Annotated in this window: 14 protein-coding genes; 2 read left to right on the top strand and 12 right to left on the bottom strand. The window is 72.6% G+C overall.

Annotated elements, in window-relative coordinates; all coding sequences use genetic code 11:
* Nucleotides 1–384: 384 nt before the first annotated feature.
* The 6 genes from AB0B39_RS24375 to AB0B39_RS24350 all read right to left on the bottom strand — a co-directional run bounded on the left by AB0B39_RS24375 (nucleotide 385) and on the right by AB0B39_RS24350 (nucleotide 7104).
* Nucleotides 385–1722, bottom strand: a complete 1338-nt coding sequence (locus tag AB0B39_RS24375) for a glutamate mutase L (RefSeq protein WP_357575476.1) — start codon at nucleotides 1720–1722, stop codon at nucleotides 385–387.
* Nucleotides 1719–2111 (bottom strand): hotdog domain-containing protein, encoded by a 393-nt coding sequence (locus AB0B39_RS24370; RefSeq protein ID WP_234581872.1) that lies wholly within the window; start codon nucleotides 2109–2111, stop codon nucleotides 1719–1721. The genes AB0B39_RS24375 and AB0B39_RS24370 overlap by 4 nt, the downstream gene beginning before the upstream one ends.
* On the bottom strand, nucleotides 2108–2857 hold the full coding sequence (locus AB0B39_RS24365) for an OAM dimerization domain-containing protein (protein ID WP_357490349.1): 750 nt from the start codon (nucleotides 2855–2857) through the stop codon (nucleotides 2108–2110). The genes AB0B39_RS24370 and AB0B39_RS24365 overlap by 4 nt, the downstream gene beginning before the upstream one ends.
* A 71-nt stretch (nucleotides 2858–2928) precedes the next feature.
* Nucleotides 2929–4488 carry a lysine 5,6-aminomutase subunit alpha gene (locus AB0B39_RS24360; RefSeq protein WP_357490347.1) on the bottom strand — a complete coding sequence of 520 codons (1560 nt, stop codon included), beginning with the start codon at nucleotides 4486–4488 and terminating at the stop codon, nucleotides 2929–2931.
* Nucleotides 4485–6050, bottom strand: a complete 1566-nt coding sequence (locus AB0B39_RS24355) for an amidohydrolase (RefSeq protein ID WP_357575475.1) — start codon at nucleotides 6048–6050, stop codon at nucleotides 4485–4487. Before AB0B39_RS24355 ends, AB0B39_RS24360 begins: the two co-directional genes overlap by 4 nt.
* A 4-nt stretch (nucleotides 6051–6054) precedes the next feature.
* Nucleotides 6055–7104, bottom strand: a complete 1050-nt coding sequence (locus tag AB0B39_RS24350) for a zinc-binding alcohol dehydrogenase (protein ID WP_357490620.1) — start codon at nucleotides 7102–7104, stop codon at nucleotides 6055–6057.
* 153 nt (nucleotides 7105–7257) lie between these two features.
* On the opposite strand from AB0B39_RS24350, the gene AB0B39_RS24345 reads away from it, so the two are divergent.
* Entirely contained in the window at nucleotides 7258–8649 is a 1392-nt protein-coding gene (locus AB0B39_RS24345) for a lysine 2,3-aminomutase (RefSeq protein ID WP_357490343.1), read from the top strand.
* A gap of 25 nt (nucleotides 8650–8674) precedes the next feature.
* Here the strand turns inward: AB0B39_RS24345 and AB0B39_RS24340 are convergent, their stop codons facing one another.
* The 3 genes from AB0B39_RS24340 to AB0B39_RS24330 form a co-directional block, all read right to left on the bottom strand.
* Nucleotides 8675–9373, bottom strand: a complete 699-nt coding sequence (locus tag AB0B39_RS24340) for a polysaccharide deacetylase family protein (protein ID WP_357490341.1) — start codon at nucleotides 9371–9373, stop codon at nucleotides 8675–8677.
* Between the two features lie 448 nt (nucleotides 9374–9821).
* Entirely contained in the window at nucleotides 9822–10169 is a 348-nt protein-coding gene (locus tag AB0B39_RS24335) for a YnfA family protein (protein ID WP_357490339.1), read from the bottom strand.
* A gap of 72 nt (nucleotides 10170–10241) precedes the next feature.
* On the bottom strand, nucleotides 10242–10436 hold the full coding sequence (locus AB0B39_RS24330; protein ID WP_088989634.1) for a CsbD family protein: 195 nt from the start codon (nucleotides 10434–10436) through the stop codon (nucleotides 10242–10244).
* 156 nt (nucleotides 10437–10592) lie between these two features.
* Here AB0B39_RS24330 and AB0B39_RS24325 point away from each other — a divergent pair, with 156 nt between their 5' ends.
* Nucleotides 10593–11204, top strand: a complete 612-nt coding sequence (locus AB0B39_RS24325) for a histidine phosphatase family protein (RefSeq protein WP_234581878.1) — start codon at nucleotides 10593–10595, stop codon at nucleotides 11202–11204.
* Here the strand turns inward: AB0B39_RS24325 and AB0B39_RS24320 are convergent.
* From AB0B39_RS24320 to AB0B39_RS24310, 3 genes are all read right to left on the bottom strand, one after another.
* Nucleotides 11134–11640 carry an Lrp/AsnC family transcriptional regulator gene (locus AB0B39_RS24320; protein ID WP_007460055.1) on the bottom strand — a complete coding sequence of 169 codons (507 nt, stop codon included), beginning with the start codon at nucleotides 11638–11640 and terminating at the stop codon, nucleotides 11134–11136. The two genes, AB0B39_RS24325 and AB0B39_RS24320, sit on opposite strands and share 71 nt — an antisense overlap.
* A 63-nt stretch (nucleotides 11641–11703) precedes the next feature.
* A complete protein-coding gene (locus tag AB0B39_RS24315; protein WP_234581879.1) occupies nucleotides 11704–12846 on the bottom strand; it encodes an acyl-CoA dehydrogenase family protein in 1143 nt (380 codons plus the stop codon).
* Nucleotides 12843–13952 (bottom strand): Xaa-Pro peptidase family protein, encoded by a 1110-nt coding sequence (locus tag AB0B39_RS24310; RefSeq protein WP_357575474.1) that lies wholly within the window; start codon nucleotides 13950–13952, stop codon nucleotides 12843–12845. The genes AB0B39_RS24315 and AB0B39_RS24310 overlap by 4 nt, the downstream gene beginning before the upstream one ends.
* Between the last annotated feature and the right edge of the window lie 193 nt (nucleotides 13953–14145).

Here is a 14145-nt window from a genome sequence, read left to right as displayed (position 1 = left end):
CGGGGCGCGGCTTTCGCCGCGCCCCGATGCTCCCAGGCCCTCCCCGGCCGGTGCGGCGAGGATGGGGCACGCCGACCTTCGGACCGACCAGGCGGTTGACTGGCTGCCCCCGCCGGGCCGTTGTCTACTGGCCGTGCACCTCACCCTGCCCGTACACCGGTAACCGCGACCGGTTCGCGCCGCCCCGCCGACCCCCGCCCGCTGGACCTGGCCGCCGCGACGATGACGCTGAAAATGTCGCTCGGCCAGCGGACGAAGGGACGAAGCGAACAACAGCCGCTTCCCGTGGTAGGACTCAAAGACGGTACGTGCTGCACCCCGTCTCCTGTCAACCCACCCCCGGCCTGTCGTGTGTTGCGCCACGGCGTGTCGGGTCGGCGTGTCTCACTGCGTGCCCAGGTGGTGGCGCAGCAGCGCCCCCGCTGCCGCGCGGTGTTCCTCGGCGAGCAACCCGCCGGCGGCCAGGACGTAGTCGACGTCGACGACCGCGCGGGCGGCCCGCGGCAGCGCCCACCCGCCCGCGTGATCGGCCAGGACCGCCGCCAGGACCTGCCCCGACGCGGGAGCGGGCGCGTGTCGCAGCACCCCACCGGAGCCCACCAGCAGCCGCACGTCGCGCAGGTCCCGTCCGGCCCGCTCGCCCGTGGCGGCGCCCCGGGCGTGCCGGCGCAGCGCCACAGTCGCCGCGAGCGTGGCGATGCGCGCGTCCACGGCCCGCTCGGCGTCGTCGGCGGCCAGGAACGCCGGGTCGGCGGCCCGCCGGTCGGCGGCGGCGGCCAGCTCGTCGGCTTCATCGGCGGCGAGCAGCCGCTCCTCGGTGGCGGCGCGCACCACACCGGGGGCGCTCCACCGCATGCCCAGATCGCCCTCGACGGTGCGGGCCCGCCACAGACTGCCCGCGACCTCCCGGCCCGGCCCGGTGGCCCGCTCGTCGGGCGTGAGAACCGAGTACACGTCGGTGGTGGCCCCACCCACGTCGACGACGGCGAGGTCCCCGCCGATGGTGTCGGCGAGCACCTCCACGCCGGTCAGGACGGCGTCGGGGGTGGCCGCGCGCACCAGCCGCGCGAACCGGGTCCCCCTGGACAGGCGTTTACCGCCGATGACGTGACGCAGGAACACCGCGCGGATCGCCGCGCGCGCCGACGCCGGGGCGAGCACCCCGATGCGCGGCAGCACATTGTCCGCACCCGTCACCGGCACGCCGGCGGCCTCCAACAGCCCGGTCAGCTCCCCCCGGACGTCGGCGTTGCCGGCCAGGACGACCGGCACCCGCCAGCGGGCCCGGGCCAGGCGGGTGGCGTTGTGGGTGATCGTGTCGGCGTCGCCGCCGTCGGTGCCACCCACGAGCAGCACCACGTCCGGCCGGGCCGCCCGCAACGCCGTCAGGTCGGCCGCGCCCAGCCGACCTGCCGCCACGTGCACCACGTGCGCGCCGGCCGACAGCCCGACCCGCCGGCCCGCCTGCGCGGTCACCAACGCCTCGTAGCCGAGCACGGCCAGCCGCAACCCACCACCTGCCGACGAGCAGACGTACCACGGCACGTCACGAGCCCCGAGCCCGGCGGTGGCCGCCGCGACGGCGGCGTCCAGGCCGTGCAGCACGTCGCTGCCCACCGTGGTGGGCGCGGCCGCCGCGCCCACCAGGACACCCGCGGCCAGGTCCACCACGGCCGCCTTGGTGTACGTCGAGCCGACGTCCGCGCAGACCGCCAGGGTCATGACCCGGCGGGTACGACCACGGTGCCGGTCGCCGTGACCGCGACGATCGGCGGGTCCAGGACCTCGGCGGCGGACGCGGAACGGTCCGGGCGGCCCCGACACACCACCGCGCAGCTCAACTCCAGGGTGCGGCTGCGACTGCCCACCCGGGACACCTGGGCGGTCACCTCCACCACGTCACCGGCGTGGATCGGCGCGGTGAACCGCACGTCGGAGTACCCGGCGAACAGGCCCTCGTCGCCGTCCGTGCGGATACACACCTCCGTGGCGACGTCGCCGAACAACCCGAGGGCGTACGCCCCGTCGACGAGGTTGCCCGCGTAGTGGGCGTGCGCGTACGGCACGTACCGCCGGTGCGTCACCGTCAACCCGAGCCTTGCGTCGGTCATGCCATCGCCTTTCGCTGCGTGATCAGGGCGTGCACGAGGTAGCTGGCCACCTCGCCGGGCGTGGTCCCCCGACCGAAGATCCGGTCCACGCCCAACTCGTCGGTCATCGACTCGTCGAACCGGGGACCGCCGACGATCAACAGGGGCCGCCTACCCGCCGGCATGGCCTCCCGGAACGCCGCCGACATCTCCCGCGTGTTGTGCAGGTGCGCGTCGCGTTGGGTGACGACCTGCGACACGAGCACCGCATCGGCCTTCTCCACCCGGGCGGCCTCCACCAACTCCGGCACGCTGACCTGCGCGCCCATGTTGGTGACCTTCAACTCCCGGTAGTACTCCAGGCCCTTCTCCCCCGCGATGCCCTTGACGTTGAGGATCGCGTCGATGCCCACGGTGTGCGCGTCGGTGCCGATGCACGCCCCGACCACCGACAGCTTGCGGCGCAGCCGCTGCTTGACGACGGTGTTGACCTCCTTGGCCGACAGCAGCGGGAAGTCCCGTTCCACCACCTGCACCGCGTCGACGTCGACGAGGTGGTTGACCCGCCCGTACACGACGAAGAACGTGAACCCGTCACCCATCGGCTTGGCGTGCACCACCATCGCCGGGTCGATGCCCATCTTGTTGGCCAGCTGCACCGCCGCGCCCTCGGCCCGCTTGTCGTGGGCCACCGGCAGGGTGAACGACACCTGCACCATCCCGTCGCCGGTGGTGTCCCCGTACGGACGCACGATCTGCCTACTCACGCCGCCGCCGCTTCGCGCCGGCGACGTGAGCGCGGGACTGCTGTGCTGGCCGGTTCGCTCGCTACGCTCGCTCACGCCGCCGCCTCCAGGATGTCGGTGGCCGGGTTGCAGTAGTCGGCCTCGTGCGCGGCGACCCCGTCCAGGCCCTTGCCCCGGTCCGCCGGCCGCTTCATGATCCCGAACGTGCCCTCGGCGATCGCCGTGAGCAGCGTCTGCTCCCCGATGCGCTCCAACAGGTCCAGCGCCTCACCGAGGACCTGGTTGGCGCGGCGGCGAATGAACCCGTCCGGCGCGGGCACGAAGTCCTCGTGCAGCCCGCCGGCGGCCCCGAGGACGTACCGCACGTTCTGCAGCGCGATGTCCCGGTCCGACAGCCACGGCGTCACCACCGCCTCGGTCATCATCCCCACCAGCAGGATCCCCTGGCCGGTCAGCGCGCCCGCCAGGTTGAAGAACCCGTCGAGCAGGTTGCCCCGGAACACGTCACCGGTCATGTGCTTCGTCGGCGGCATCCACTTGAGCGGCGCGTCCGGGAACAGCTCCCGGGCCAGCAGCGCGTGCGCCAACTCCAGGCGGAACGACTCCGGCACCTCCGGGTTGATCTCGAACGCGTGCCCAAGGCCCAACTGCCAGTCCGCCAGGCCCGCCTCGTGCGCGAAGAACTCGTTGAGCAGCTGCGACACCGTCACCGTGTGCGCCTCGTCGACCGCGTCGGCGGTGGTGAGGTAGTTGTCCTCACCGGTGTTGATGATGATCCCGGCGCGGGCGTGGACCTGCCGGGAGAACCGCTGGTCGACGAACGTACGGACCGGGTTGATGTCGCGGAACAGGATGCCGTACATCGAGTCGTTGAGCATCATGTCGAGCCGTTCCAGGCCGGCCAGCGTCGCCATCTCCGGCATGCACAGGCCCGACGCGTAGTTCGTCAACCGCACGTAGCGGCCCAACTCCTTGGACGACTCGTCCAGCGCCGCGCGCATCAACCGGAAGTTCTCCTGCGTGGCGTACGTGCCGGCGAAGCCCTCCCGGGTCGCGCCCTCGGGCACGTAGTCCAACAGCGACTGCCCCGTCGACCGGATCACCGCGATGACGTCCGCGCCGGCCCGGGCGGCCGCCTGCGCCTGCGGAATGTCCTCGTAGATGTCCCCCGTCGCCACGATCAGGTAGATCCACGGCCGCTGCTTCGGGTCCCCGTGCCGCTTGATCAGCCGGTCCCGCTCCGCGCGCCGCCGGTCGATCCGCCGGATACCCGCGCCGACCGCCTTGCGCGCCGCCGACCGGGCCGCCGTCGCCGACCGCCCGGTGGGCAGCGTGAACCGCACCGACCCCGCCGCGGCCTTCTGCGCAAGCAACGTCACATCCGTGGTGCCCTCGCGGGCGAGGGCGTCGAACACCGGCACCGCCACCCCGTGACCCAACCCCACGTCCGCGACGACCGCGTCCACGAGCCGGTTCACCCACGGAATGCCGTCCGGGTCGGCGCCGCTCACCCCGGCCAGCCGCAGCACCGCCCGCTCCACCGACACCGTCGTGTGGCTGCGGGCCAGGTCGACCACCGGCTGCCCGGCCCGCCGCGCCAACTCCCGCGCCCGCGCCACCAACACCGGATCAAGGTCAAGTTTCCCGGTCACGACGACCCTTCCTCATAGATGACCTCACCGCGCAACACCAGCCGCCGGCACACCGGCAGCGGCGTCGGATCGTCCGGACCCCGCACCTCCGGGTCCTCAGCCACCAGCACCGGCAAACCCCGCTCCACGCCCACCGGCGTCGACCACACCGCGAACGTCGCCGGCGCACCCAGCGCCAGCACACCCTCGACGTCCAGGTGCACCGCCCGCCACCCACCACGGGTGTGCGCCGCGAACGCCGCCCGCACACTCATCCGCTGCGCCGGACTGTGGTGCGCCACCGCCGCCCGCACCGACCCCCACGGGTCCAGCGGCGTCACCGGCGAATCCGACCCGAACGCCAACGCCACACCCACCGAATGCATCGCACCCATCGGATTCGACTCCAACGACCGCGCAAGGCCCAACCGCGCCTCGTACATCCGGCCCGCGCCACCCCACAACCTGTCGAACGCCGGCTGCATGCTCGCCACGATCCCGTACTCCACGAACCGCGCGATCATCGACTTGTTCATGATCTCCGCGTGCTCGACGCGGTGCCGGGCCGCGCGCAACCGCTCCACACCCAGCGTCGCCGCCGCCGCCGCGAACCCGTCCAGCACCGTGCCGATCGCCGCGTCACCGATCGCGTGGAACCCGCCCTGCAGGCCATGCGCCGCACAGTCCAACAGGTGATCACGCACCTGCTCCGCGCTGAGATACCCGTGCCCGCAGCCCTCACCGTCGCCGTACGGCTGCGACACGTGCGCCGTGCGCGACCCCAACGCCCCGTCCGCGAACAGATCACCGCCGGCGCCCACCGCGCCCAACTCCCGGGCCCGCGCGGCGCCACCCAGCTCACCCCAGTACCCGTACACCTCCGGCAACCCCGCCCCGGAGATGCCCAGCAGACCCGTGAAGTCCTCCTCGTCGGAGATCTCCGGACCACCGCACTCGTGCACCGCCGCGATACCCAACGACGCCGCGTGCGCGAGCGCCACCCGCTGCGCGGCGACCCGCTGCGAGCGCGTCACCGACCCCTGCGCCGCCGCCCGCACCACATGGTGCGCGTCGCGCCGCAACCAGCCCGACGCGTCGTACCCGGACGCCTGCGCCGCCTGCGGACACGCCGCCAGCAACGCCGACGACACCAGGGCCGAATGGATCGACGCCTGCGACAGGTACACCCGCCGGCCACCGGCCGCCCGGTCCAGGGCCGCCGCGTCCGGCAACGCCGTGTCCGACCAGCCGGACTCGTCCCAGCCGTGCCCCAGCACCACCGCGTCCGCCGGCAACCCCGCCGCGAACACCGCCACCGCGTCGAGCAACTGCCCCGCCGAGCGCACCCCGGACAACTCCAGCCCGGACAACGCCAACCCGGTGTCCGTGGCGTGCACGTGCGCGTCCACGAACGCCGGCGTCACCAGAGCCCCGTCCAGGTCCACCACCCGGTCGGCCGGCGGCGCGTCACCGTCGGTGCCCAACCAGGCAATCCGCCCACCGGACACCAACAGCGCGGTCGCGCTCGGGTCGGCGGGGCAGTGCAGTACGCCGCCGCGGTACAACGTCGAGGGGTTCGTCATGACCTCAGTCTGCCGCGATCCGCGCCGCGAACAGCCGACGCACCCCCGGCTCGGCGCGCAGCAGCCCCAACGCCAACTCCGCGTGCCCCGGCACGTACCCGTTGCCCACCAGCATCGTCACGTCCGCCGCCAACCCCTCCGCGCCCAACGCGGCCGCGGAGAAGCTCGTCGCCATCGAGAAGAAGATCACGGTGCCGCCGTCCGCGGTGGCCAGCACCGCCCCGTGCTCACACCCCGGCACGTCCACGCAGACCACAGTCACATCCGCCGGGGCGCCCAGCGCGGTGGTCACCGCCGTGGACAACCCCACCGGGTCACGGGCGTCGGCCAACGCCACCACCGACGCCAGCCCGGCGGCCGTCAGCGCGTCCCGCTCCGCCGCCACCGGAACCACCCCGACGGTACGCGCGGCGCCCGCACGTCGCGCCGCGGCCAGGGACAGCGACCCACTCTTGCCCGCCCCACCGATCACCGCGACCCGCACCGGCGTCGGATCACCACCGCGCCGACGATCCTCCACGTAGCGCGACACCACCCGGGCGGTCAGCGCGGGCGCCCCGCACACGTCCAGCACGGCCAGGGACAACTGCGGATCCTCGTCATCGGGCAGCACCGCCGCGATGGACCGCGCGAACAGGATCGCCCACCCGTCACACGGCACCTGCTCACTGCGCCCGTCCCAGCGGGCCAGCCCGTCGGTGATCACCAGGGGCGTCAACGTCAACGACACCAGCGTGGCGACCCGCTCACCGGCCTTGAGCCCCAGCGGGGACCGCCGACCGGCCTCCTCGACAGTGCCGATCAGCATCCCGCCGGAGCCGGTCACCGGGTTCTGCATCTTCCCCCGCGTGGAGATGATCTCCAGCACCTCGGCGCGCACGGCATCCCCGTCGCCGCCGTGCTTCTCCGACAGCTGCCGGAAACTCGCTGCGTCCAGGTTCAACCGCTCCACCCGGATCCGCACCTCGTTCGCAGCGATCGCGGCGGACGCGTCCAGCCGCCAGGCCGCCTGCGGCAACACCCCCGACGGTTCCACGACGCGGTGCAGTCCCACCGGTGACGTCACGCCGACCTCCCCTGCCCAGCCGCTCGAAGCCCCGGTCAAGGCTCGCGTAGCGGGAAAACTTACGGCAGACTAGTTTCTGTACCGAATATTTTCCAGTAGCCTTCGGGTTTCGATGATCCACCGCACCACCGAGGAGGGGCCGTGACCCAAACCATCCCGCAACCCCGTCACGCCCCGGTCGCCGTACCGACCGCCGGGCAGCCGTACGAATACCACCGCCGCCCCCTGGTCGAACCCGACTGGACCCGCTTCCCCGGCTGGCGCACCGTCACCCGCGACCAGTGGGAATCCGCCCAGTGGCAGCGCGTCAACTGCATCAAGAACATCAAGCAGCTCCGCGCCGTCTTCGGTGACCTGATCGACGAAACCTTCTACGCCGACCTCGAGGCCGACCAGAAGGCCCTGGCCACCATGTCCATGCTGGTGCCGCCACAAATGATCAACACGATGGTGCCGTTCGCGCCGCTCACCACCGAGGCGCTGCTCGCCGACCCCATCCGCCGCTACATGATCCCGGTCGCCTCCGACCGACGCACCGACTGGCCGTCACACCCCTACGCCAGCCGCGACAGCCTGCACGAGCACGACATGTGGGTCGCCGAAGGGCTCACCCACCGCTACCCCACCAAGGTCCTCGCCGAACTGCTCTCCACCTGCCCGCAGTACTGCGGCCACTGCACCCGCATGGACCTGGTCGGCAACTCCACCCCCGCCGTCGACAAGCTCAAGCTCACCCTCAAGCCCGTCGACCGCTACGACGCCCACATCGCCTACCTCAAGGCCCACCCCGGCGTCCGCGACGTCGTCGTCTCCGGCGGAGACGTCGCCAACGTCCCGTGGCGCAACCTCGAGTCGTACCTCATGCGCCTGCTGGAACTGGAGACGGTCCGCGACGTCCGCCTCGCCACCAAGGCCCTCATGGGCCTGCCCCAGCACTGGCTGCAACCCGACGTCGTCGAGGGCCTGGAACGCGTCGCCCGCACCGCCGCCCGACGCGGCGTCAACCTCGCCATCCACACCCACGTCAACCACGCCCAGTCGCTCACCCCACTGGTCGCCAAGGCCGCCCAGACCGCCCTCGACGTCGGCGTCCGCGACGTCCGCAACCAGGGCGTCCTCATGCGCGGCGTCAACGCCACCACACCCGAGCTGCTCGACCTCTGCTTCGCGCTCCAGGGCGAAGCCGGCATCCTGCCGTACTACTTCTACATGTGCGACATGATCCCCAACGCCGAACACTGGCGCGTCCCGGTCTGGCACGCCCAGCAGCTCCAGCACGACATCATGGGCTACCTGCCCGGCTACGCCACCCCACGGATCGTCTGCGACGTGCCCTTCGTCGGCAAGCGCTGGGTGCACATGCTCACCGACTACGACCGTGAGCGCGGCATCTCCTACTGGACCAAGAACTACCGCACCTCCATCGAGTCCGCCGACCTGGAGGCGCTCAACAAGCGCTACGCCTACTACGACCCGATCGACACCCTCCCCGAGGGCGGCCAGCAGTGGTGGAACGACCACCGCGACGACTGACGCACCGCAGGTGCTGGCCGCCGACTCAACCGGCGGCCAGCACCTGCGACAGCGGCGCCGGCACCAGCCCCCGCTCGGCCAACCCGGCCAGGATGTGCGGCAACGCCTCATCGGTCATCGCCGCGTTCGCCTCGGTCACATGCATGATCACCACCGAACCCGGGCGTACGTGGTCCAGCACCGCGCGCACCAGCGGCTTCCACGCCTTCGCGAACGGATCACCGCTCACCACGTCCCCGTCGACGACAGTCACGCCCAGCGGCGCCAACGCGTCCAACGCCGCCGCGTCGTGGCAGAGCCCCGGGAAGCGGAAGTACCGGGTCTGCCGGCCGCCGTACGGCGCGATCACCTCGAACGTCTTCGCCACATCGGCAGCCAACGTGTCGACCGACTGGCGCGGCAGGTCGTAACAGTCGGCGGTGAACGCCGCGTGCCCGTACGTGTGGTTCGCCAGCTCGAAACGCGGATTACCGGCGATCCGTCGCGTGACGTCCGGGTACCGCTGCACCCACTTGCCGGTCAGGAAGAACGTCGCCGGCACCTGCTCCCGCTCCAGCAGGTCCAGGATGCGCAGGTTGGCGTACGACCGGACCTTTCCGCTGCGCAGGTTGGCGAGCATCCCGTCGGTCATGTCCGCGTCGAAGGTCAACGCGACCCGGTTACCGACCCGCGGCCCGTGGTCGACCACCGGCGCCCGGGTCCCGACCCGCGTCGCCCCCGGCACAGCCGGAAGCATCGGCGCCGTCGGCGTCGGAACGGTCTGCGGTACGGCGGGACCTGCCGACGTCGCCGCGGGGCTGCCCACGGGCAGACCGGGAGTGGCCGACGTCGCGGCGGGACCGGCCGAGGGCACGGCCGCAGCCGTCGACGAGCCGACGAAGACCGGCTGATCCGGCGGCGGCACCCGCGAGGCCGTGCACCCGGCACCGCCGACCACAGCCACCGCAACGAGTAAGCCACACCAGAACGGCCGAAGCCGAGCGCCAGTCACGCCGCTGATCATCCCAAACGCAAGCCCCTCTCACAGCCCCGCGCCCCCACCGCGTCGATCATGGACTTGTGGTGCCGGGTTTGGCGCACCGCGACCACTTCATCCCCCGCCACAACTCCATGATCGACGTGGTGGGGCGGGGCCGGGGTGGGCGGGGCCGGGGTGGGCGGGGCCGGGTGGGTTAGGGGCCTAGCGTTGGGGTGCGGGGGGCGTACATGATGACTGCTACGCCGAGCAGGCACAGCGCCGCGCCGGTCAGGTCCCAACGGTCCGGGCGGAAGCCGTCGACCACCATCGCCCAGCCCAGCGAGCCGGCCACGAACACCCCGCCGTACGCGGCCAGGATGCGGCCGAAGTTGGCGTCCGGCTGGAACGTGGCCACGAAGCCGTAACAGCCCAACGCGACGACGCCGGCGGCGATCCACCACAGGCCGCGCTGCTCCCGCCAACCCTGCCAGACCAGCCAGGCGCCACCGATCTCGGCCAGCGCGGCCAGCACGAACAACACCAGGGAGCGGAGCACTGTCACCCCACGACCCTAACCGTGCACACGACGGGTCCCCGGGCGACGGCGCACCCGGGGACCCGCGGACCGCTCAGGTCACTTCGTGAAGGAGTCCTTCACGTTGCGACCGGCGTCCTTGACGTTCTGACCGGCCTGCTTGGCGCGCGCGTCGCTCTGCTGGCTGGCGCCCTCGCCACGCATCCGCTCGTTGTCGGTCATGTCGCCGACGCGCTCCCTCGCGGCGCCGGCCATCTGCTCAACCTTGTTCTTTGCCTTCTCGGTGAAGCTCATCGCGCCTCCTCGGTCTGGCGGTTGTCGAGGCTCGCATGCCCTCTCTCCCGGTGCTGAAACCGGTGGTGCCGGTCGGCACACCGCGTAGAGCATCCTAGGAAGATAGGTTGAGGGAGGGCGGCAGTCGTCACCCCACCGCGATGGTTAACTGGCGGCATGGGAGAGCTCCTGCTGATCCGGCACGGCGAGACCACCTGGAGCGCCAGCCTGCGGCACACCTCGTACACCGATCTGGAGCTGACCCCCGACGGCGAGCGACAGGCCCGCACCCTCGCCGCGTTCCTGGCCGGCCGGCAGTTCGTGCGCGTGCTGGCCAGCCCCCGCTCCCGGGCGCTGCGCACCGCGCAGCTGGCCGGGCTGACCGTCGACGCGGTCGACGAGGACCTCAGCGAGTGGAACTACGGCGAGTACGAGGGCCGCACCACAGTCGACATCCACGACGACGACCCGCACTGGAACATCTGGACCGACGGCTGCCCCGGCGGGGAGTCACCCGGCGAGGTGGGCGAACGCGTCGACCGCGTGCTCGCTCGGGTCACCCCGCTGCTGGACCGGGGCACCGTGGCGCTCGTCGGCCACGCGCACAGCCTGCGGGTCCTCGGTGCCCGCTGGATCGGCCTGCCACCGTCCGCCGGCGGACGGCTGCGCCTGGAGACCGCCACCGTCAGCGCGCTCGGTCACGAGCACGGCCGGCAGGTCATCCTGCGGTGGAACCAGCCGGCTCCTCCGGCGCCCGGGACCGCGACCGACTCGGCGCCCCGGCACTGATCTTCGGCGGGCGGTTCTCGTACGGGGTGGACAGCACCACTGTCGTGCGCGTCGTCACGTTCGCCGAGGTGCGGATCTCCTGCAGCACCCGTTCCAGGTCCGCCGGGCTGGCCACCCGCACCAGCAGCAGGTAGAAGTCCTCCCCCGCCACCGAGTAGCACGAGTCGATCTCCGGCAGGTGGGCCAGTCGCTCCGGTGCGTCGTCCGGCTGCGACGGGTCGAACGGCCGGATCGCCACGAACGCGGTCAACGGCAGGTCGAGCGCCTCGAACGACACCCGGGCGGCGTACCCCTTGAGCACCCCGCGCTGCTCCAGCCGGCGCACCCGCTGGTGCACGGCGGACACCGACAGCCCCACCTTCTCGGCCAGGTCGGTGTACGACAGACGGCCGTCAGCGGTCAGCGCGGCGACGATGGCGCGGTCGATCTCCTCCACGGCGAGCAACCTACCGGGAAATCGGCGCGACGGCGACGGCGAACGCCGCGCTGACCCGCCGTCTCAGCTCCTGGCGAGCGCCCGGGAGATCACCAACCGCTGGATCTGGTTGGTGCCCTCCACGATCTGGAGCACCTTGGCCTCGCGCATGTACCGCTCGACCGGGTGGTCGGCCACGTAGCCGGCGCCGCCGAGCACCTGCACGGCGTCGGTGGTCACCCGCATCGCCATGTCGGTGGCGAAGAGCTTCGCCTTCGCCGCCTCGATCGAGTACGGACGCCCCGCGTCGCGCAGCCGGGCCGCCGCCAGGGTGAGCGCGCGGGCGGCGGAGATCTGGGTGGCCGCGTCGGCGAGCAGGAAGCCCAGGCCCTGGAAGTCGATGATGGACCTGCCGAACTGCTGGCGTTCCCGGGCGTAGCCGACGGCGTAGTCGAGCGCGGCCTGGGCCAGCCCGACCGCGCAGGCGGCGATGCCCAGCCGACCCGAGTCCAGCGCGGACATCGCGATGGTGAAGCCCGCCCCCTCGCCGCCGACCAGCCGGTCGGCCGGCACCCGCGCCTCCTCGAAGGCGATCTGCGCCACCGGCGAGGACCGTAGCCCCATGGTCCGCTCGGCGGCCTGCGGCGCGATGCCGGCGGTGCCCGCGTCGGCGACCAGGCACGAGATGCCCTTCGGGCCGGGCCCGCCGGTGCGGCAGAAGACGTTGTAGAAGTCGGCCACCTGGGCGTGCGTGATCCACGCCTTGGTGCCGGAGACGACGTACGCGTCGCCGTCGCGGACCGCCCGGGTGCTCAGCGCCGCCGCGTCGGAGCCGCCCTGCGGCTCGGAGAGGCAGTACGCGCCGAGCAGTTCGCCGCCGAGCATGTCCGGCAGGAGCTTGCGCTGCTCGGCGCTGCCGAACGCGGCGACCGGGTAGCAGCTCAGGGTGTGCACGCTTACCGCCTCGGCGACCGCCAGCCACCGGCTGGCCAGGATCTCCAGCACCTGCAGGTACACCTCGTACGGCTGCGCCGCGCCGCCGTGTTCCTCGGCGTAGGGCAGGCCGAGCAGGCCGGCGCGGCCGATGGTGCGCAGCACCTCGCGGGGGAATTCGGCGCGTTCCTCGAAGCCCGCGGCCTTCGGCGCGAGCTCGCGGTCGGCCAGCTCGGTGGCGAGGTCCAGCAGGTCGTGGGCCTCGTCGGTGGGGAGGATCCGGTCGACAGTCATAGCGCGATGAGCTCCGTGGGGGTGGTGTTGAGCCGCTGCACGCCGTCCGTCGTGCAGACGACGATGTCCTCGATGCGGGCGCCGTGCCGGCCCGCGAGGTAGATGCCCGGTTCGATGGAGAACGCCATGCCGGCCTCCAGGGGCCGGTCGTTGCCGGCCACCAGGTAGGGCTCCTCGTGACCGTCCAGGCCGATGCCGTGCCCGGTGCGGTGCAGGAACGCGTCGCCGTAACCGGCGGCGGCGATCGGCTCCCGGGCGGCCGCGTCGGCCGCCGCGCCGGTGATCCCGGGACGCACCGCCGCCACCGCGGCGCGCTGGGCGGCGTGCAGCACGGCGTAGTAGTCCACGAAGTCGGCAGGCGCGGGCCCGCCCGCCACGTAGGTGCGGGTGCAGTCCGAGCGGTAGCCCGACGGCATCGTGCCGCCGATGTCCACCACCACCGGCTCACCGGCGCCGATCGGCCGATCCGAGGTGCCGTGGTGCGGGCTGGCCGCGTTCGGGCCGGCGGCAACGATGACGAAGTCGACGCTGACGTGCCCGGCGTCGCGGATCGCCGCCGCGATGTCGGCCGCCACCTCGGCCTCGGTGCGGCCGGGGCGCAGCCACCGGCCCATGCGCAGGTGCACCTCGTCGATGGCCGCGCCCGCCTCGGCCAGCGCCGCGACCTCCGCCGGGGACTTGCGGACGCGCAGCTCGCGCAGCACCTCACCGGCGAGCCGCTGCGCGGCGCCGGGCAGCGCCGCGCGCAGGGCGAGGACCTGCTCGGCCCACATCCGGTCGGCGAGCCCGACGGCCGCCGGCGGGCCGTCGAGGGCGGCGACGACCAGGGGGTACGGGTCGACGCCGTCGGGATGGTCGACGATGCGCACGCCGGTGGTCGGCGCCGCCTCCGCGGCGGGACGTTCCAGTCTGGGCACGATGAGCGTGGGGACGCCCTCGGCGGGCAGCACCAGGCAGGTCAGCCGCTCCCCCGCGTGGGCGTCGTACCCGGTCAGGTAGCGCAGGTCGGAGCCGGGCGTGAGCAGCAGCGCGTCCAGGCCGGCGGCGGCGGTGGCGCGCTGGGCGGCGATCAGCCGGTCCGGCGGGTACAACTCATCGGTTCCCACCCCGTGAGCTTAACGGTCGTTTGGGCATCCCCAGAAGCCCACATCCGCCCGGGCGAGGAAATCCACCGGCGTTGATTGACGACGACAGTTAACACTCTTTAAGATTTGGCTGCCTCGAGGCCCACCCGTTCCTGCGTACCGTATTTCCCGCCCGCGACAACCCTGCGCGGGCGGGCGTCGTCCCCCGCCCACG

Origin of the sequence: Micromonospora sp. NPDC049114 (assembly GCF_040648635.1) — a bacterium.
Lineage (GTDB): Bacteria > Actinomycetota > Actinomycetes > Mycobacteriales > Micromonosporaceae > Micromonospora.
The sequence above is the reverse complement of the archived record's forward strand: the minus strand, read 5'-3'. Positions and strand labels throughout refer to the sequence as shown.

Bases quoted from the DNA above. Each gene is read 5' to 3' on its own strand.
- AB0B39_RS24375 (WP_357575476.1), bottom strand. From the start codon at position 1,722: ATGACCCTGGCGGTCTGCGCGGACGTCGGCTCGACGTACACCAAGGCG.
- AB0B39_RS24370 (WP_234581872.1), bottom strand. From the start codon at position 2,111: ATGACCGACGCAAGGCTCGGGTTGACGGTGACGCACCGGCGGTACGTG.
- AB0B39_RS24355 (WP_357575475.1), bottom strand. From the start codon at position 6,050: ATGACGAACCCCTCGACGTTGTACCGCGGCGGCGTACTGCACTGCCCC.
- AB0B39_RS24330 (WP_088989634.1), bottom strand. From the start codon at position 10,436: ATGAGCTTCACCGAGAAGGCAAAGAACAAGGTTGAGCAGATGGCCGGC.
- AB0B39_RS24325 (WP_234581878.1), top strand. From the start codon at position 10,593: ATGGGAGAGCTCCTGCTGATCCGGCACGGCGAGACCACCTGGAGCGCC.
- AB0B39_RS24315 (WP_234581879.1), bottom strand. From the start codon at position 12,846: ATGACTGTCGACCGGATCCTCCCCACCGACGAGGCCCACGACCTGCTG.